Source organism: Klebsiella sp. MISC125, from assembly GCF_051131775.1.
In the GTDB taxonomy this organism is placed as follows: Bacteria; Pseudomonadota; Gammaproteobacteria; order Enterobacterales; family Enterobacteriaceae; genus Klebsiella.
The window spans coordinates 4,249,594-4,267,577 of the sequence record NZ_CP180448.1; the positions used below are offsets into that span (position 1 = coordinate 4,249,594).

The following is a 17,984-nucleotide window of genomic DNA, read 5'->3' on the forward strand; positions in this document are numbered from 1 at the left end:
TAAATATTAAAAGTCGTTTTTATTTTAGACCATCAGCCCTACAGAGGATTACCCATGAAGAAATCAACACTTGTTATTGGCGTCATTGGTGCTGACTGCCATGCAGTAGGTAATAAAGTTCTGGACCGCGTTTTTACTGGCCATGATTTTCGCGTAATCAATCTGGGGGTGATGGTAAGCCAGGATGAATATATTGATGCCGCCATCGAAACCGGTGCTGACGCCATTGTCGTGTCATCCATTTACGGTCACGGCGATATCGACTGCCTGGGACTGCGCGAACGCTGCATCGAACGCGGTATTGGCGACATTCTCCTCTTCGTCGGCGGTAATCTGGTCGTCGGCAAACACGATTTTGCCGATATTGAAGCCAAATTCAAAGAGATGGGCTTTAACCGCGTCTTCGCTCCAAGCCACGATCTTGAAGATGTCTGCCAGCTCATGGCCAATGACATAAATCAGCGCCACGGCGTCGAGCAGCGCTGCCTGGAAGAGGCTATCTGATGCAGACCGTCTCTGTCGATATCGGCTCGACGTGGACCAAAGCAGCCCTCTTCGCGAAGGAGGGAGATGCATTAACGCTGGTTAACCACGTTCTGACCCCGACCACTACGCATCATCTGGCAGACGGTTTTTTTGCCAGCCTGAATCAGGTGCTAAACGTTGCCGATGCTCGTCCCCTGCTCAATAGCGGTGAAGTGACGCTAAAGTATTCCTCGTCGGCAAAAGGCGGTCTTGCCGTCGCTGCCATGGGGCTGGTGCCATCCATCACCCTGGAATCGGCAAAGGTGACCGCCCACTCGGCGGGGGCGAAAATCGCCCAGTACTACTCGTATAAACTCAACCGCCACGATATCGAGTCGCTGGAGGCCTCGCCGCCGGATATCCTGCTATTTACCGGCGGAACGGACGGCGGCGAAGAGAGCTACGGCCTGGCCAATGCCCATGCGCTGGCAGAGTCAACGCTCGACTGCGCCATTATCTACGCCGGAAATCGTGATATTCAGGACGACGTGCAGGCTATCCTGGGGCATAAAGATCTGACCACGGTGGACAACATTCTGCCCGACCTCGATCACCCAAATCCTTACGCTGCCCGCAAAGCAATTTGCGATGTGTTCTTGTCGCGTATCGTCAAAGGTAAAGGGCTGGACGTGATCGTCGGTGAAACCGGTGAAGAGCCGATGCCGACCCCGTGGACCGTTTATGAGCTGGTCAAAGCCATCAGCGACTACGACAGCGCATGGAAAGAGTTCATGCTGATCGACATGGGCGGCGCCACCACCGATGTCTATTCCGCCAGCGCGAACACCCTCTCACCCGATACCGTCCTGCACGGGGTTCCTGAACCGTTTGTTAAACGCACGGTAGAGGGCGATCTCGGAATGCGCGTCTCAGCGGTGGTGGTTGGTGAAAGCACCCATGAGCTGGTGAAGGTGGTCTTTGCTCAACAGCCGGAACGTCAGGAGGCCTTTTACGGCTATCTGCGCCATCTGGTCGCCCATCCCGATTATCTGCCGCAAGGCGCCGAAGAGACATTCTTCGACTCCCTGCTCGCCGGACTGTGCGTCGGCTACGCCAGCGAACGCCACGCGGGCACCAAAAAACAGGTTTGCACCTGCGTGGGCAACGTCGATTTACAGATGGGCCGCGACCTGACCACCGTACGCAAAGTCGTCGGTTCCGGCGGATGGCTCTCCCGCGCCAGCCAGTTCGACATCCATAGCTGGCTGAAATACCGCGAACTGGACGACGACGGCAGACGCATTCTCTTACCCACTCAGTTTGAATATTACCGCGATGCTAAAGGCCTGCTTCCTCTACTGGCAAACGTTGCCAGGCTCTACCCAGAACTTGCCGCCCGCACCAGCATTCAGTGTTTAACCCTATAAAATTTAAGGCAACGACGAATGGAACTCCGCAATAAAAAGCTAACCCATGATGAATTCATGACCGAGCGGCATCAGGTATTGCAGACCTGGCAGACCGGGAAAGATGTTGAGAAATTCGAAGATGGCGTGAAGTATCAGCAAACCATTCCTGAGAAAAAACGTTTTTCTCACGCCCTGCTGAAGGCCGATCAGGAAGGGAAAACCCTAAGCCAGCCGCGCGCGGGCGTGGCGTTAATGGATGAGCACATCGAACTGCTTAAAACGCTGCAGGTAGAGTGCGACCTGCTGCCCAGCACCATTGATGCCTATACCCGTCTGAACCGTTATGAAGAGGCGGCGATTGGGATTCAAAAATCCATCGAAGCGGGAACGTCCAAACTGAACGGCCTGCCGGTGGTCAACCACGGCGTCGCTGAATGCCGTAGAATGACCGAGTCGCTGGAAAAACCGGTTCAGGTGCGCCACGGCACGCCTGATGCGCGTCTGTTAGCTGAAATCTCAATGGCCAGCGGATTTACCAGCTACGAAGGCGGCGGTATCTCCTACAACATCCCTTACGCCAAGCGCGTCACCCTGGAAAAATCAATTCGTGACTGGCAGTACTGCGACCGCCTGATGGGCCTGTATGAAGAACACGGCATCCGCATTAACCGCGAGCCGTTTGGCCCACTGACCGGCACGCTGATCCCACCGTTTATGTCCCACTCGGTGGCGATTATCGAAGGTCTGCTGGCGCTGGAACAGGGCGTAAAATCCATCACCGTCGGCTACGGCCAGGTCGGTAGCCTGACGCAGGATATCGCGGCGATTCAATCCCTGCGCGAACTGTCGCACGAATACTTCGGCAATTACGGCTTCGACGATTATGAGCTGAGTACCGTCTTCCACCAGTGGATGGGCGGCTTCCCGGAAGATGAATCGAAAGCGTTCGCCATTATCTCCTGGGGCGCGGCGGTGGCCGGTATGTCCGGCGCGACCAAAGTGATTACCAAGAGCCCGCACGAAGCCTTCGGCATTCCGACCGCCGCAGCAAACGCCCAGGGTCTGAGAGCCTCGCGCCAGATGCTCAACATGGTCAGCGACCAGAAATTCCCACCATGCGCTGCCGTTGAACAGGAAGTAGACCTGATCAAAAGCGAAGTTCGCGCCGTACTGAAGAGAGTTTTCGAACTGGGCAACGGCGATATCGCTCGCGGCACGGTACTGGCTTTCGAAGCCGGCGTGCTGGATGTGCCTTTCGCTCCGGCCTCCTGTAACGCGGGCAAAATCCTGCCGGTTCGCGATAACTCAGGCGCCATTCGCGTGCTTGAAGCCGGCTCGGTTCCGCTGCCAAAAGACATTCTCGCCCTGCACCATGATTACGTCGCCGAGCGTGCGAATTTCGAAGGACGCAAGCCTTCATTCCAGATGGTTGTTGATGACATCAACGCTGTATCCCACAGTAAATTAATAGGAAGACCATAATGAAAATTAAACAGGCCCTTTTTACCGCTGGCTACTCTTCATTCTATTTTGACGACCAGCAGGCGATTAAAAATGGCGCGGGTCATGATGGATTCATGTATACCGGCGCGCCGGTTACCCCGGGCTTTACGTCGGTGCGCCAGGCGGGCGAGTGCGTCTCGGTACAGCTGATTCTGGAAAATGGCGCGGTGGCAGTCGGTGATTGCGCCGCCGTACAGTACTCCGGCGCGGGTGGCCGCGATCCGCTGTTCCTGGCGGAAAACTTTATCCCGTTCCTCAATGATCATATCAAACCGCTGCTCGAAGGCCGCGATGTCGATGCGTTCCTACCGAACGCCCGCTTCTTCGACAAGCTGCGTATCGACGGCAATCTGCTGCATACCGCCGTCCGCTACGGCCTGTCTCAGGCGCTGCTCGACGCCACCGCGCTGGCAAGCGGTCGCCTGAAGGCGGAAGTGGTTTGCGACGAGTGGCAGTTGCCGTGCATCCCGGAAGCGATTCCTTTATTTGGCCAGAGCGGCGATGACCGCTACATCGCCGTCGACAAGATGATCCTCAAAGGCGTGGACGTGCTGCCGCACGCGCTGATCAACAACGTGGAAGAGAAACTGGGCTTTAAAGGCGAAAAGCTGCGTGAGTATGTGCGCTGGTTGTCCGACCGAATCCTCAGCCTGCGTACCAGCCCACGCTATCACCCGACGCTGCATATTGATGTCTACGGCACCATCGGTCTGATCTTCGATATGGACCCGGTGCGCTGCGCCGACTACATCGCCAGCCTGGAGAAAGAAGCGCAAGGTCTGCCGCTCTATATAGAAGGCCCGGTAGATGCCGGTAACAAGCCGGACCAGATCCGTATGCTGACCGCCATCACCAAAGAGCTGACTCGTCTGGGTTCCGGCGTGAAGATTGTCGCCGACGAATGGTGCAATACCTATCAGGACATCGTTGACTTCACCGATGCCGGTAGCTGCCACATGGTGCAGATAAAAACCCCGGATCTTGGCGGTATTCACAACATCGTGGACGCGGTGCTGTACTGCAACAAACACGCGATGGAAGCCTATCAGGGCGGTACCTGCAACGAAACCGAGATCAGCGCCCGCACCTGCGTGCACGTCGCGCTGGCCGCACGTCCTATGCGCATGCTGATCAAACCAGGCATGGGCTTCGATGAAGGTCTCAACATCGTGTTTAACGAAATGAACCGCACCATCGCGCTGTTGCAGACTAAGGATTAAGAGATGGCTCGTACATTTAAGATCTTATCGCCTACGGCTATTCTGGGTTATGGCTTCCCGGAAGAGAGTTTTCGTAAAGCCATGGAAGAGTCGCCAGATCTTATTGCCGTTGACGCAGGTTCATCCGATCCCGGCCCCCACTACCTGGGGGCAGGTAAACCCTTTACCGACAGGGCCGGAGTGAAACGCGATCTGCGCTATATGATCGTCGCTGGCGTGAAAAACAACATTCCAGTCGTCATTGGCACCGCCGGCGGTTCTGGCGCTGCTCCGCATCTGGAGTGGTGTCGTCAGATAATCCATGAGATTGCGCAGGAAGAAAAACTGTCTTTCTCGATGGCGCTAATCCCATCTGATGTTGATAAAGAAGTTGTTCATCAGGCGCTGGATAACGGCAAAATTACCGCGTTGGATTTTGTTCCGGAACTGACTCACGAGGCTATCGAAGAGAGCACCTACATCGTCGCACAGATGGGGATCGAACCTTTCCAGCGGGCGCTGAAAGCCGGTGCGCAGGTGGTATTGGGTGGACGCGCTTACGATCCGGCCTGCTTTGCCGCCCTGCCAATTATGCAGGGTTTCGATGAAGGGCTGGCGCTGCACTGCGGCAAGATCCTTGAATGTGCGGCCATTGCCGCCACGCCGGGTTCCGGTTCCGACTGCGCCATGGGGATTATCGACGACCACGGCTTTACGCTGAAAGCGTTCAATCCAAAGCGTAAGTTCACCGAAACCTCCGCGGCGGCGCATACCCTGTATGAGAAGTCCGATCCGTACTTCCTGCCGGGCCCTGGCGGCGTGCTGAACCTGAAAGGGTGTACCTTCAAAGCCGTCAACGAGGGCGAAGTCTACGTCAGCGGTTCACGTCACGAAGAAACACCGTACGCACTGAAGCTGGAAGGTGCTCGTCAGGTCGGCTTCCGCTGCCTGACCATTGCCGGAACGCGCGACCCGATCATGATTGCCGGGATCGATAACATTCTCGAAGAGGTACAAGCCAGCGTGGCGCGTAACCTCTCGCTGACTGACGACAGTATCCGCATGACGTTCCACCTGTACGGTAAGAACGGCGTGATGGGCAACCATGAGCCGATGAAAACCGCCGGACACGAGCTGGGGATTTTGCTGGATGTGGTCGCGCCAACTCAGGATATCGCCAACAGCGTCTGTTCGCTGGTGCGCTCTACCCTGCTGCACTACGGCTATGAAAATCGCATTGCAACTGCGGGCAACCTCGCTTTCCCGTTCTCGCCGTCTGATATTCAAAGCGGGCCGGTGTATGAGTTCTCTATCTATCACCTGATTGAAGCCAGCGACGCGCTGCGTTTTGATTTCCACATTGAACAGGTGACGCCAGAAGGAGTTCAGGCATGAAACAATCCATATGCTCTCTGGCGCAGGTCATTCGTTCCAAAAACGCCGGACCGTACGAACTGGTTTTAGATATTTTATTTAAAACCCAGGAAGATTATCAGCGGGTAAAACGTTCGGAACAATTAACGCCGCAGCTTATTGCTGGATTATATAACGTAAAGCCTGATTTTATTCATCGCATTGTGTGGTTTGATCCGGCTAATGCGGTAAAAATCGTCATGCCTCGCGATATTATTTCCGGCAACGTCGGTGACAATGATGTATATGGCGCGCAGCAGCACGCCCCATTATTAAGTATTGAGTTCGATCTGTAGAAAAAAACACAATAACAGCCATTGGAGCACCGAATTCAGCTGTATCACCGTGCTTCGAATTATCCATGCGGTTGGTCACAACAGGCGTGCGCCTGAGCTGCTGTGCTGGCTCAGGCGTACGTCACCCTACACCAAATCCAACCTTTATCCGATGGAGTCACAATGAAGAAAATTAGTTTAACCAAAATGATCATATTAGGCCTGATACTCGGCATGATTGCCGGGGTGGCTATTAATAATATGGCCTCGGCTGATACAGCAAAGTCGTACGCGCAGGATATTTCCATTTTTACCACCATATTTTTACGGATGGTAAAAATGATCATCGCCCCGTTGGTTATTTCTACTCTGGTCGTCGGTATTGCCAAAATGGGCGATGCGAAAACGCTCGGGCGTATATTCTCTAAAACCTTTTTCCTGTTTATTTGTGCTTCCCTACTGTCGATTGCGCTGGGTCTGGTGATCGTCAATATGTTCCAGCCGGGTGCAGGCATCAACTTTGTGGCCCACGACGCCGGAGCCGTCGCGGCCGTGCAGTCAGAACCGTTCACGCTGAAAGTGTTTATCTCTCATGCGGTGCCCACCAGCATCGTTGATGCGATGGCGCGTAACGAAATCCTGCAAATTGTCGTGTTCTCAATCTTCCTTGGCTGCAGCCTGGCGGCAATCGGCGAAAAAGCCGAGCCGATCGTGAAGGTACTCGACTCGCTGGTCCACGTCATGTTGAAGCTGACTGGCTACGTCATGCTGTTTGCGCCACTGACCGTTTTCGCCGCTATCTCCGGGCTGATTGCCGAACGTGGCCTGGGCGTGATGGTCAGCGCCGGGATCTTTATGGGTGAGTTCTACCTGACGCTGGGTATGCTGTGGGCGATCCTGATTGGCCTGTCGACGATGATTGTCGGTCCGTGCATTGGCCGTCTGACCAAAGCGATCCTCGAACCCGCGCTGTTGGCCTTCACCACATCCAGCTCAGAAGCAGCCTTCCCTGGCACGCTGGATAAGCTGGAAAAATTTGGCGTCTCTTCCAAAATTGCCAGCTTCGTTCTGCCGATTGGCTACTCCTTTAACCTCGTCGGCTCGATGGCCTACTGCTCGTTTGCCACGGTGTTTATCGCCCAGGCTTGTAATGTCCATCTCGGAATGGGCGAGCAGATCACCATGCTGCTGATCCTGATGCTGACCTCGAAGGGAATGGCGGGCGTGCCGCGCGCCTCAATGGTGGTTATCGCCGCCACCCTGAACCAGTTCAACATTCCGGAAGCCGGTCTGATCCTGTTGATGGGCGTCGATCCGTTCCTCGATATGGGCCGTTCTGCCACCAACGTTATGAGTAACGCCATGGGGGCAGCCATTGTTGGCCGTTGGGAAGGCGAACACTTCGGTGAAGGCTGTCGTGGCAAAGCGCCAGCCAAAACGCCGGAGCATGAACGTCCTGCGACCGAACCTTCAGAAGTTGCTCTGTCCTAATCCAACAGGCCGACTTAGCGTCGGCCTTTTTTCAACATTTCAACAGGGTTGCACCATGAATGTAAAATTTCTCAGCACGTGCATCTTAACTGCCAGCTTACTGTTTAGCGCCACGACGCTGGCGCAGAACGCGCCGGATTACGCCAGTATTATCGAACAGGCGCACCAGAAATATAAAAGTAACCACGACGGTAAAGTCGCCGACTACATCCCTGCCCTGGCGACCTACAGTCCTGACAATTTCGCCATCACCCTTGCCACGGTCGACGGCAAAATTTATCAGGTCGGCGACGTGAAAAAAGCGTTTCCGATGGAGTCCCTGAGCAAGGTTTTCACGCTGGCACTGGCGATGGAGCAGCGCGGGCCGCAGGAAGTTTTAGATAAACTCGGTGCCAATGCCACCGGCCTGCCCTTCAACTCCGGCTTAGCGGTGGAATTAACCAAAGGGGCCCCTGAGAATCCGTTAGTCAATGCAGGAGCCATGAGCACCGTCAGCCTGGTTGAAGCAAAAGACAAAACCGATCGCTGGAATAAAATCCTCAACAATCTCAACGCCTGGGCCGATGCCTCACTCACCGTTAACGAGCCGGTATTCAAATCCGAAATGGAAACTAATCAGCATAACCAGGCGCTGGCGATGCTGATGAACTCTTATAACAGCTTCTATGGCGATACCCAGGAAGCCGTCGAAATTTATACCCGCCAGTGCTCGGTGGATATCACCGTTGAGCAGCTCGCCAAAATGGGGGCCGTACTCGCCAACAAAGGCCAATCCCCCTTCAACGGCAAGCAGTTGCTAAATGAAAACTATGTCCCGCAGGTGCTGGCAGAAATGGCTATCGCTGGACTGTATGACGGCAGCGGCAAATGGCTGTACACCGTGGGCATCCCGGCGAAATCCGGCGTTGGCGGCGGAATGGTTGCCGTGGTGCCAGGACAATACGCCATTGCGGTCTACTCTCCCCCGCTGGATGAAGCCGGTAACAGCGTTCGCGCCCAGCAGACCATCGAATATGTCGCCCATGCGACCCAGGCCAATCTCTTTTTAGCAAAATAGTGAGATGTAAAATGTCTAAACCCTTTGTCTGGCAGGAACTCTTTGTTCAAAGCAAAGATAATACAGAGTATGAATTACTGAGCAGTCAATACGTTACGGTGACGGAGTTAGATGGGGAAGAAGTCATCAAAGTCGCGCCAGAGGCGTTAACTCTGTTATCTCAGCAGGCGTTTTATGAGGCTTCATTTTTCCTGCGCAGCGGGCATTTAAAACAGATTGCCAGCATTTTGCGCGACCCGCAGGCCAGCAGTAACGATAAGTACGTCGCTCTCCAGCTGCTGCGCAATGCCGAAGTCTCAGCCAAAGGCGTGCTGCCAAACTGCCAGGACACCGGCACCGCAACCATTGTGGCGAGTAAAGGCCAGAACGTCTGGACCGGTTGCGACGATGCCGAAGCCTTAAGCAAGGGCATCTACACCACGTTTCAGGAAAACAATCTTCGCTACTCGCAAAACGCGCCGCTGGATATGTACACCGAAGTGAATACCCATACCAACCTGCCCGCGCAGATCGACATCAGCGCTACGCCAGGCAGCGAATATCGCTTTCTGTTCGTCAATAAAGGCGGTGGCTCGGCCAACAAAGCGGCGCTATTTCAGGAAACCAAATCGATTCTACAGCCGGAGAAACTCACCGCTTTCCTGACCGAAAAAATGAAATCGCTGGGCACCGCCGCCTGTCCGCCGTATCACATCGCTTTTGTTGTGGGCGGCCTCTCCGCCGACCAGGCGCTGAAGGTGGCAAAGCTGGCCTCAACGAAATACTACGATAACCTGCCCACCGAAGGGAACGAACTGGGCCAGGCGTTTCGTGATACCGCGATGGAAACCACGTTGCTCAACGCCAGCCGCGAATTCGGCATCGGTGCGCAGTTTGGCGGTAAATACTTCGCCCACGATATTCGCGTCATTCGCCTGCCGCGCCACGGCGGCTCCTGTCCGATCGCCATGGCCCTCTCCTGCTCCGCCGACCGTAATATCAAAGCGAAAATCAACAAGCACGGCATCTGGCTGGAGAAACTGGAACATAACCCGGGTAAATTTATTCCCGAATCCTGCCGCGTGGAAAACAGCGGTCAAACCGTACAGCTCAACCTGAACCGACCGCTGCATGAGATCCTGCGCGACATGTCCACCCTGCCGGTCGGTACCCGATTGTCGCTGAGCGGGCCAATTGTCGTCGCCCGCGATATCGCCCATGCCAAGATCAAAGAACGCCTGGATAACGGCGAACCGATGCCGGAATACATGAAAAATCATATCGTCTATTACGCAGGCCCGGCGAAAACCCCGGACAATCAGGCCTGCGGTTCAATGGGGCCCACCACCGGCGGGCGCATGGACGGTTATGTCGATGCTTTCCAGGCGGCGGGCGGCAGCCTGATCATGCTCTCCAAAGGTAACCGCAGCCAGCAGGTGACCGACGCCTGCCAAAAACATCGGGGATTTAACCTCGGCAGCATTGGCGGTGCGGCAGCCCTGCTGACGCAGCAGTATATCAAGAGCCTGCATTGCCTTGAGTATCCCGAACTGGGGATGGAAGCGGTGTGGATGATGGAAGTCGAAAACCTGCCCGCCTTTGTGCTGGTGGATGACAAAGGGAATAACTTCTTCAGTCAGTTTGAGCAGCAGCATCGCTGCGCAACCTGTCCGGCCGGACATTAAGGAGCGAATATGCAAGCGCGAGGAAATACCGACCGCCACCGCCTGCGCCAGCAGAAGCTGAAAGAGCAGATCGATACCCGAGTGGCGGCGGCGACGGAGAAAAAAGGCGTTCTGATCGTCTTCACCGGAAACGGCAAAGGCAAATCCACCGCCGCCTTTGGTACCGCGACGCGCGCCGTCGGGCACGGCAAAATCGTCGGCGTCGCGCAGTTTATTAAAGGCCAGTGGGATAACGGTGAATACAACACGCTGCATCCGCTGGGCGTGGAATTTCACATTATGGGCACCGGCTTTACCTGGGAAACGCAAAACCGGGAGGCCGATATTCAGGCGGCAACGGCGGTATGGCAGGAGAGTAAGCGCATGCTGGCCGACCCGCACTACGATCTGTTGGTCCTGGATGAGCTCACCTATATGCTGGCGTATCACTATCTGGATACAGAGGAGGTGATTGCCGCAATCGTGGAACGTCCACCACAGCAGAGCGTGATTATCACCGGACGCGGCTGTCACGCCCGATTGCTGGGTCTTGCCGATACGGTGAGTGAACTTCGCCCGGTGAAGCACGCGTTTGATAGCGGTATTCAGGCACAAGTGGGCATCGACTGGTAGTTTTATCCGATTCGCTTTTCTCCCGGCTCGCGCTGCGCTTAGCCGGGCTACGGGCCCACTGCCGTCTGCGGGCCGGTAGCCCGGACAGGCGCGTCAAGCGCCGCCTCCGGGAAATATGCCAAACCTGATACGTCTGCGCTGCTTCGTCCCGGTGGCGCTGCGCTGACCGGGTTACAGGTTCACCGCCGTCTGTGAGCAGGTAGCCTGAACCGGTGCCATCAAGTAGCCGACACCAGCGATTTATGCAATAACCAGTCGCGGAATACCTGTAAATGCCGGGATTCCGCTTTATCTTCCTGCCACGTCATAATAAAACGATTTCCGGTGCGAATCGGCACATCGCAAGGAATTACCATCTCGCCGCTATCGAGATCGTGCTGAATGGCAAAACGCGGTAACAGCGCCACCCCCAGATTCGAACGTACCGCCGCAATCAGCATCGATAGCAGGTCAAAACGCGGGCCGATATTAATCTGCGCGCTGGTGATATTCGACAACGCGAACCACTCCTGCCAGCCGTGAATGCGTGTGCTTTGATGCAGCAGCGGAAATTCACCCAGCAATTCCTCGACCGCCAGCTTTTGACCAGGGTCTGATAGCAGCCCGCAGCCGCATACCGGCAGGATCTCCTCTTCGAATAAGTACTCAACCTCCGTCCACGGCGAGCAAAAATCCTCGCGCATGATGGCGGCATCGTACTCACGGCTGAGAAAATCGCCAATATTAGCCAGCGAATGAATATTGACGATAATACCCGGGTTTAATTTATTAAACTCACGCAGATTAGGGATTAACCAGTGGGTGCTAAAGGTGGGGTTCACTGCCAGTTCAAGAACCTGCACCGTCGGCTGCCAGGTCATAATTGAATTGGTATCACGCTCCAGCTTGTTAAGCGTTTCCTTAACGATGGTCAAATAATGCTTGCCCGCCGCATTTAAAAAAATCCTTTTTTTCGCATGATTAAATAATGACGTATGGAGGAAATCCTCCAGCGCCGTGACTTGTCTGAACACGGCGCTTTGTGTTAAAGCTAACTCTTCCGCTGCTCGGGTATAGCTTTCATGGCGAGCCACAACTTCAAAGGTCACCAGCAATTCAGTTTTGGGGATTTTTCCTCTCATAACGTCTTCCATTTACGGCGTGCAAAAATTGTTTAAAGAATAAAAAAAGCGCGCAAGGACATCAGGTTATCCCCGAGTGTTATATTTTATTATCCCGTCAGATGTCATTGATCTATTCCATGATTAATGCATATTAGCAGTGATCAAATAATAACCAATAATACCCAGGCATCTCAATAAACACAATTTAAACAAGGTGTCTGACCCGCAAATAGCGTCAATAAGTTGTCAATATTTTTTCACGTTAACTTGTTTATTATCGAAGTCAGCCAGAGGGGGTGAAAAATTAATTTTCAGCTACCAGCTATAAATTAAAATTTTCAGCGACCGGGGACACATTATGGATGCTTCAGGAAAAATCTGTCTTACCTTTATCCTGCCCCGGTATGGGTTATGACGATGCCGAGAGAGACTGCTGGCGGAATGATTGCGGCGTAGTGCGATGTGCCATGCGGAACACTCGACAAAAGTAGCTGGTTTGTGCGTACTGAAGTTTTCGGGCGACGCCATCTATCGAATACGCAGGATCGCCAAGCAGTTCCCCGGCTCGCTGCATTCTCTTCTGGCTCACCCAGACTTTGAAATTCACCCCCTGCTGCTTTTTAAAAAAGCGACTAAAGTAATTGGCGCTCAGGCAAACATGAGCCGCTACCGATTCGAGAGACAACTCATCATATAAATGCTCATCAATATAACGTAGGGCAGAGGCCATTTTTATTTCATGCGGTGCACGTTGCGCATAATAGAAATCACTATTTCGGCGAGATTGCTTATTCGCGATCGCTTTTATCCCCTCAACCGGCGTGACGTTATTCACAATAAAATGAAGTAATCTTTCTGCCGCCAATCGATGACTATTGTCGATGGCCTTACTGTGGTCACAAATAATATATCCCCACACTTTTTCAAAACACATGAGGGGCAGTGAAAAGAAATTTAACCCTGCATAGCGGTCAGGCAATCGCTCCCCGCGGGTATCAATCACCACGGCGACCAGACCGGTTGCACGAGAAAAAGTCGTTGCCAACGAAGAGAAAAACCGGTGTTCATCATCCCTGTCTCTTTGCTGCACATTATTCTCCAGTAGCCTGATAGTCAGCCGCTAATATGCAGAATTTAGCGCATCAAAAGAATGACGTTAGACGCAAAAAATAATCTCATTTGCGCAGATGAATATGATCAAAATGCATGACCAACCCAGCACCATGCAAACACCCACTAATGGTTCAATGAACGCCCCCGGTACAATAATTCTCAAACTTTAACTAATCTTCACAGATTGTTGTGAGCATGATTTTGCCACCACACAAACAATAATGTTTATATTTCAAATAATTAGATATTTTTAATACATTCACATGATGTTCTTGTTTGTGAGAATCATCATGTGAATGTGAAAGAGACTACTGAATAATATGCTCAATCAGTAAACAATCTGAACGGAGTGGAGTCATGGCCGTCACAACAGGGGTTATCGCCGACGATTTTACCGGCGCAACGGATATCGCAAGTTTTATGGCACAACAGGGCTGGCGAGTCGCGCTATTGCCCGGAATGCCCGACCTTACGCAGCAGTGGAACGAAGAAGTTGATGCCATTGTTATCTCGCTGAAAAGCCGCTCTCTGCCCGCAGAGCAGGCCGTCGCCCAATCGCTGGCTTGCGCCCGGTGGCTAAAACAAAACGCAGGCGTCAGGCAAGTCTATTTCAAATACTGCTCAACGTTTGACTCCACACCACACGGCAATATTGGCCCGGTAAGCGATGCCCTGATGGAAGCAATGCAGCTCCCGCTTATCGTTCATTGCCCCGCTCTGCCGCAAAACGGACGCACGGTGGTGCACGGTCATCTGTTTGTCAACGGTGTTCTATTGAACGAGTCCGGCATGGAAAAGCATCCGCTTAATCCGATGACCGATGCCAATTTGTCACGCCTGCTGTCCGCGCAAACGCCAAACGCCATTGGCAATATTGATCTCAATACCATTCGCAGCGGTGTGCAAGCAGTCACTCACGCGCTGACCAGCCTTAAAGCTGAAGGAAAACGCCACGTGATTGTCGATACGCTGGACGAAGCCGATCTCCACACGCTAGCCCAGGCGCTGCACGACTCTCCCTTGTTAGCCGGAGGTTCCGGGCTCGGCGGCGCGCTGGCCGCCAACGCTGGTGCTCAGCAGACATCGCCACCACAGGACTTTCCGCGCCCCGTCAAAGCGGTGGTCTTTTCCGGGAGCTGTTCGGCGATGAGCAACCGTCAGGTCAATCGCTATAAAACAGCAGCGGCCTCTCGTTTGCTCGACGTAGCACGTTGCCTGTCGGACGCCGAACGCTATACCGATGAGCTATCGCAGTGGGCCATGTCGCATATCAGCGACCCACATGCGCCGCTGATTTACGCCACCCAGCCACCTGATGCGCTAAAACGCATTCAGCAAGAGTATGGCGAGCAGCCCGCCAGCCAGGCGATTGAACATACGTTTGCCCGGCTGAGCGCGAAGCTCCAGGCCGCAGGCGTGAACACCTTTATTGTTGCTGGTGGCGAGACATCCGGCACCGTCGTGGAAGCGCTACAGGTAACGCGACTGTCCGTCGGCAAGGCCATCGCCCCGGGGGTTCCATGGGTCTTCTCCGCCGAACTGGCGCTGGCGTTGAAGTCAGGCAATTTTGGCGACGAAGATTTCTTTTTTACCGCCCAGGAGTACACATCATGAGCCAGGTGAGTGAGCAACAACTTCGCGAGCAGCTCGTCCATTATGGTCGCTCTCTATTTATGCGCGGCTACAGCAGCGGCGGCTCCGGCAACCTGAGCGTTAAGCTCGCGGATGGCGGTTATCTGGTCACCCCAACCAACTCCTGTCTGGGAGAACTTGACGCCGCAACGCTGAGCAAACTGGATGCCAACGGCGTTCATCTCAGCGGCGACAAACCGTCGAAAGAGGTGCCGATGCATTTGGCATGGTATCGCCACCGTCCCTCCTGCGGAGCAGTGGTTCATCTGCATTCGCCGTGGCTGACCGCACTCTCTTGTCTGCCGTGTGAAACACCGGAGAACTGTCTGCCGCCGCTAACGCCGTACTATGTGATGCGCGTCGGGCAATTACCGCTGCTGCCCTACTTCAAACCTGGACATGAAGGCATTGCCAGCGCGCTTAGCGAAATCGCCGCTGACCACACGGCGGCGCTGCTGGCCAACCACGGCCCGGTCGTCAGCGGTCGCTCGCTGCGCGAAGCGGTATTTAACGCCGAGGAGCTGGAAGACAGCGCCCGCATCTGGTTGACCTTAAAACCGCTCGGTTACGTACCGCTTTCAGAAGAAGCGGTAGCCGAACTCGAACAATCCCGGCGAGCGTGAGGTGAGATGATGATCCCCGAACAACGACGTGACTTTATCTATCGCTACGTTCATGAAAAAAACGTCGCCTCATTTAATGAGCTGGCGGACTTGATGAGCGTGTCGCATATGACCGTGCGCCGCGATATTCAATTGCTGGAAGAAGAAGGCAAAGTTATCTCGATTAACGGCGGCGTGAAGCTCAATAACCTGCTGAAGTCCGAGCTGCCGTGGCGGGAAAAGGCGGAACTGCATCATGAGGTAAAACGCAAAATGGGTCAGCTTGCCGCCATGCTGATTGAACCGGGGCAAACGCTGTATCTGGATGCCGGAACCTCGCTGTTTGAAGTAGCGAAAGCGGTGGCCGCCAGCCACTGTTTTAACCTGACCGTGGTGACGAACGACTTCTCCATCAGCCACTACCTGATGGACATGCCGCATATCACCCTCTATCACACCGGCGGTCTGGTGGATCAACGCAACCGCTCAAGCCTTGGCAAAAGCGCCGCCAGCTTTTTACGCACCATTAATATCGACGTGGCGTTTCTCAGCTCATCGTCGTGGGATACCGAGCGCGGCATGTCGACCCCCAGCGAAGGCAAAGCCTCGGTTAAAGAGGCGGTGCTCACCGTTTCCCGACGCCGGGTACTGGTCTGCGACAGCAGTAAATTTGGCAAGTACGGGATGTTCCATATCTGCGGTCTGGATCAGCTAACCGATATTATTTCTGACAATCAGCTGCCAGATGACGCGCAACAAGCCATCGCCAATCAGGGGGTAAAACTGCACCTGGTCGATAGCCGGGAGGGGAAACATCATGCTGAAATTAGCGGCTAACCTTGACTGGTTGTTTACTGAATTGCCGATAGCAGCACGCTTTCAGGCGGCAAAAGACGCGGGTTTTCGCGGCGTGGAGGGGCTGTTTCTCTGGCAGCATCCGCTGGAGACGTTGCTGGTAGCTCAAGGGCAAACCAGCCTGCCGGTAGTGCTAATGAACGCCCCGGCAGGCCACTGGCAGCAGGGTGAACGGGGGCTGGCGGCATTACCGGGCCGCGATGAGGCGTTTCGCCACAGCCTGAATATGGCCCGGGAATACGCCACAGCGTTAGGCTGCCGCCGGATTCACGTGATGTCGGGCCTGCGCTGTGATGATCTTACCCTCAACGCTCAGCGCACTATTCTGATCGACAGATTGCGCAGCGCCTGTGATGTAATGGCGGAAGCGGGAATTGACGTACTGATTGAGCCATTAAATCCGCAGGATATGCCGGGCTATATGATTGATAACTTCCCGCTGGCCGAATCCATTATTCGCGAGGTCGGCCGGAAAAACATCGGCTTGCAGTTTGATATTTACCACTGCCAGAAAATTCACGGCGATGTGGTAAAAAATATTGAATGTTATTTCCCATTGATAAAACACTTTCAGATTGCCTCAGTTCCTTATCGTCATGAACCAGGAACCGGAGAATTAAATGAAAAGTGGATTTTCGATTTTATTGCACAACTGAATTATCAGGACTGGATCGGCTGTGAATATCAACCGTCAACGTCAGGACCTGAATCATTACGCTGGATAACATCTTACTTATAATTTTAATCTCTCTGTACCGGAGGAAAACATGTCGGATACTGTTATTATCTCACTGGCGCCCGTGGCTGCGGATTGCCCCAGAGTGATACCTGAAGAACTGGCGCAGGAAATACTCGCCAGCGTGGAACACGGTGCGGCCATTGTTCATTTGCACGTTCGCGATCAACAGGGGCGCCTGACCCCGGACACCCGCGATTTTCAGGCGACCATCGACTGCGTGATGCGCCACTCAGACCTGATTATTCAGGCCTCAACCGGCGGTGTTTCAGCGATGTCCATCGCTGAACGCTGCGCCCCGCTGACCTGCCCCGGCGTGGAAATGGCCTCGCTGAACGTCGGCTCTGTCAATCTCGGCGATGTGGTCTATTTTAATCCCGGTCCGGATGTCGAATATTGCTCCCGGCAAATTACCGCACGCAATATTATTCCGGAATTTGAAATTTTCGAAATTGGCATGATTAATAACATCCTCGCCCTGCAAGATAAGATTAAATTTAAACAGCCGATGTTATTTAATATCGTCCTGGGACATCGCGGCAGCACCCCAGCCACCGTTGATGCCTTAATTGCTCTGCGCAGTATGATCCCGCGCGATGCGTTATGGGGAATTACCCATTTCGGCAGAAAGAACTTCGATATTATTGCCGCTGCGGTTGGCATGGGTGCCAGCGAAGTGCGTATCGGTTTTGAAGACAGTTATTATTTAAGCGCTGATGAACGCGCTGAACATAATTACCAGCAGGTCGCCAAACTTGCCACGTTGATTCGTAGCATGGATAAAAAAGTCGCCACGCCAGAAATCGCGCGGAAAATGTTAGCCATTCCGCCCCGGCAGCAATAACGAGGAAGGAC

At 53.9% G+C, this 17,984-nt stretch carries 17 protein-coding genes; 15 read left to right on the top strand and 2 right to left on the bottom strand.

Features of this window, described 5'->3' with window-relative positions:
- The first annotated feature begins 54 nt into the window (after window positions 1-54).
- The 10 genes from glmS to cobO all read left to right on the top strand — a co-directional run bounded on the left by glmS (window position 55) and on the right by cobO (window position 11,088).
- A complete protein-coding gene (glmS, locus tag ACMYSL_RS20060) occupies window positions 55-504 on the top strand; it encodes a methylaspartate mutase subunit S (protein ID WP_110276828.1) in 450 nt (149 codons plus the stop codon).
- Window positions 504-1,892, top strand: coding sequence for a methylaspartate mutase accessory protein GlmL (gene glmL / locus ACMYSL_RS20065; RefSeq protein ID WP_182237269.1), 1,389 nt, complete (start codon window positions 504-506; stop codon window positions 1,890-1,892). Before glmS ends, glmL begins: the two co-directional genes overlap by 1 nt.
- Window positions 1,893-1,910: 18 nt before the next feature.
- On the top strand, window positions 1,911-3,356 hold the full coding sequence (locus ACMYSL_RS20070) for a methylaspartate mutase subunit E (RefSeq protein WP_434659724.1): 1,446 nt from the start codon (window positions 1,911-1,913) through the stop codon (window positions 3,354-3,356).
- Entirely contained in the window at window positions 3,356-4,597 is a 1,242-nt protein-coding gene (locus ACMYSL_RS20075) for a methylaspartate ammonia-lyase (RefSeq protein ID WP_110276831.1), read from the top strand. The genes ACMYSL_RS20070 and ACMYSL_RS20075 overlap by 1 nt, the downstream gene beginning before the upstream one ends.
- A 3-nt stretch (window positions 4,598-4,600) precedes the next feature.
- Complete coding sequence (locus tag ACMYSL_RS20080; protein ID WP_112214463.1) at window positions 4,601-5,971, top strand: acyclic terpene utilization AtuA family protein; 1,371 nt, start codon at window positions 4,601-4,603, stop codon at window positions 5,969-5,971.
- Window positions 5,968-6,285: a DUF4387 domain-containing protein gene (locus tag ACMYSL_RS20085; protein WP_110276833.1), complete on the top strand. Its 318-nt coding sequence runs from the start codon at window positions 5,968-5,970 to the stop codon at window positions 6,283-6,285. The genes ACMYSL_RS20080 and ACMYSL_RS20085 overlap by 4 nt, the downstream gene beginning before the upstream one ends.
- A gap of 162 nt (window positions 6,286-6,447) precedes the next feature.
- Window positions 6,448-7,755, top strand: coding sequence for a dicarboxylate/amino acid:cation symporter (locus tag ACMYSL_RS20090; RefSeq protein ID WP_112214464.1), 1,308 nt, complete (start codon window positions 6,448-6,450; stop codon window positions 7,753-7,755).
- 55 nt (window positions 7,756-7,810) lie between these two features.
- Entirely contained in the window at window positions 7,811-8,812 is a 1,002-nt protein-coding gene (gene glsA / locus ACMYSL_RS20095) for a glutaminase A (RefSeq protein WP_434659728.1), read from the top strand.
- A gap of 11 nt (window positions 8,813-8,823) precedes the next feature.
- Window positions 8,824-10,476 carry a class I fumarate hydratase gene (locus ACMYSL_RS20100; protein WP_434659730.1) on the top strand — a complete coding sequence of 551 codons (1,653 nt, stop codon included), beginning with the start codon at window positions 8,824-8,826 and terminating at the stop codon, window positions 10,474-10,476.
- Window positions 10,477-10,485: 9 nt separating this feature from the next.
- Window positions 10,486-11,088 (top strand): cob(I)yrinic acid a,c-diamide adenosyltransferase, encoded by a 603-nt coding sequence (cobO, locus tag ACMYSL_RS20105; RefSeq protein ID WP_434659732.1) that lies wholly within the window; start codon window positions 10,486-10,488, stop codon window positions 11,086-11,088.
- A 218-nt stretch (window positions 11,089-11,306) separates the two neighbouring features.
- Here cobO and ACMYSL_RS20110 read toward each other — a convergent pair whose 3' ends face one another.
- Entirely contained in the window at window positions 11,307-12,209 is a 903-nt protein-coding gene (locus ACMYSL_RS20110) for a LysR family transcriptional regulator (RefSeq protein WP_110277294.1), read from the bottom strand.
- Between the two features lie 391 nt (window positions 12,210-12,600).
- Entirely contained in the window at window positions 12,601-13,281 is a 681-nt protein-coding gene (locus ACMYSL_RS20115) for a helix-turn-helix transcriptional regulator (protein WP_434659734.1), read from the bottom strand.
- 380 nt (window positions 13,282-13,661) lie between these two features.
- On the opposite strand from ACMYSL_RS20115, the gene otnK reads away from it, so the two are divergent.
- The 5 genes from otnK to ACMYSL_RS20140 are packed head-to-tail and all read left to right on the top strand — an operon-like array spanning window position 13,662 to window position 17,973.
- The gene (gene otnK, locus ACMYSL_RS20120) at window positions 13,662-14,918 is read left to right on the top strand and encodes a 3-oxo-tetronate kinase (RefSeq protein ID WP_434659736.1); all 1,257 of its coding nucleotides are present in this window, start codon (window positions 13,662-13,664) and stop codon (window positions 14,916-14,918) included.
- A complete protein-coding gene (locus ACMYSL_RS20125) occupies window positions 14,915-15,559 on the top strand; it encodes an aldolase (protein ID WP_112214470.1) in 645 nt (214 codons plus the stop codon). Before otnK ends, ACMYSL_RS20125 begins: the two co-directional genes overlap by 4 nt.
- 6 nt (window positions 15,560-15,565) lie before the next feature.
- Window positions 15,566-16,375: a DeoR/GlpR family DNA-binding transcription regulator gene (locus tag ACMYSL_RS20130; protein WP_181421913.1), complete on the top strand. Its 810-nt coding sequence runs from the start codon at window positions 15,566-15,568 to the stop codon at window positions 16,373-16,375.
- A complete protein-coding gene (locus ACMYSL_RS20135) occupies window positions 16,356-17,132 on the top strand; it encodes a hydroxypyruvate isomerase family protein (protein ID WP_434659739.1) in 777 nt (258 codons plus the stop codon). The genes ACMYSL_RS20130 and ACMYSL_RS20135 overlap by 20 nt, the downstream gene beginning before the upstream one ends.
- Window positions 17,133-17,160: 28 nt before the next feature.
- Window positions 17,161-17,973 carry a 3-keto-5-aminohexanoate cleavage protein gene (locus ACMYSL_RS20140; protein WP_434659740.1) on the top strand — a complete coding sequence of 271 codons (813 nt, stop codon included), beginning with the start codon at window positions 17,161-17,163 and terminating at the stop codon, window positions 17,971-17,973.
- Window positions 17,974-17,984 lie beyond the last annotated feature (11 nt).

Bases quoted from the DNA above. Each gene is read 5' to 3' on its own strand.
- glmS (WP_110276828.1), top strand. From the start codon at position 55: ATGAAGAAATCAACACTTGTTATTGGCGTCATTGGTGCTGACTGCCAT.
- glmL (WP_182237269.1), top strand. From the start codon at position 504: ATGCAGACCGTCTCTGTCGATATCGGCTCGACGTGGACCAAAGCAGCC.
- ACMYSL_RS20070 (WP_434659724.1), top strand. From the start codon at position 1,911: ATGGAACTCCGCAATAAAAAGCTAACCCATGATGAATTCATGACCGAG.
- ACMYSL_RS20075 (WP_110276831.1), top strand. From the start codon at position 3,356: ATGAAAATTAAACAGGCCCTTTTTACCGCTGGCTACTCTTCATTCTAT.
- ACMYSL_RS20080 (WP_112214463.1), top strand. From the start codon at position 4,601: ATGGCTCGTACATTTAAGATCTTATCGCCTACGGCTATTCTGGGTTAT.
- ACMYSL_RS20085 (WP_110276833.1), top strand. From the start codon at position 5,968: ATGAAACAATCCATATGCTCTCTGGCGCAGGTCATTCGTTCCAAAAAC.
- ACMYSL_RS20090 (WP_112214464.1), top strand. From the start codon at position 6,448: ATGAAGAAAATTAGTTTAACCAAAATGATCATATTAGGCCTGATACTC.
- glsA (WP_434659728.1), top strand. From the start codon at position 7,811: ATGAATGTAAAATTTCTCAGCACGTGCATCTTAACTGCCAGCTTACTG.
- ACMYSL_RS20100 (WP_434659730.1), top strand. From the start codon at position 8,824: ATGTCTAAACCCTTTGTCTGGCAGGAACTCTTTGTTCAAAGCAAAGAT.
- cobO (WP_434659732.1), top strand. From the start codon at position 10,486: ATGCAAGCGCGAGGAAATACCGACCGCCACCGCCTGCGCCAGCAGAAG.
- ACMYSL_RS20110 (WP_110277294.1), bottom strand. From the start codon at position 12,209: ATGAGAGGAAAAATCCCCAAAACTGAATTGCTGGTGACCTTTGAAGTT.
- otnK (WP_434659736.1), top strand. From the start codon at position 13,662: ATGGCCGTCACAACAGGGGTTATCGCCGACGATTTTACCGGCGCAACG.
- ACMYSL_RS20125 (WP_112214470.1), top strand. From the start codon at position 14,915: ATGAGCCAGGTGAGTGAGCAACAACTTCGCGAGCAGCTCGTCCATTAT.
- ACMYSL_RS20130 (WP_181421913.1), top strand. From the start codon at position 15,566: ATGATGATCCCCGAACAACGACGTGACTTTATCTATCGCTACGTTCAT.
- ACMYSL_RS20135 (WP_434659739.1), top strand. From the start codon at position 16,356: ATGCTGAAATTAGCGGCTAACCTTGACTGGTTGTTTACTGAATTGCCG.
- ACMYSL_RS20140 (WP_434659740.1), top strand. From the start codon at position 17,161: ATGTCGGATACTGTTATTATCTCACTGGCGCCCGTGGCTGCGGATTGC.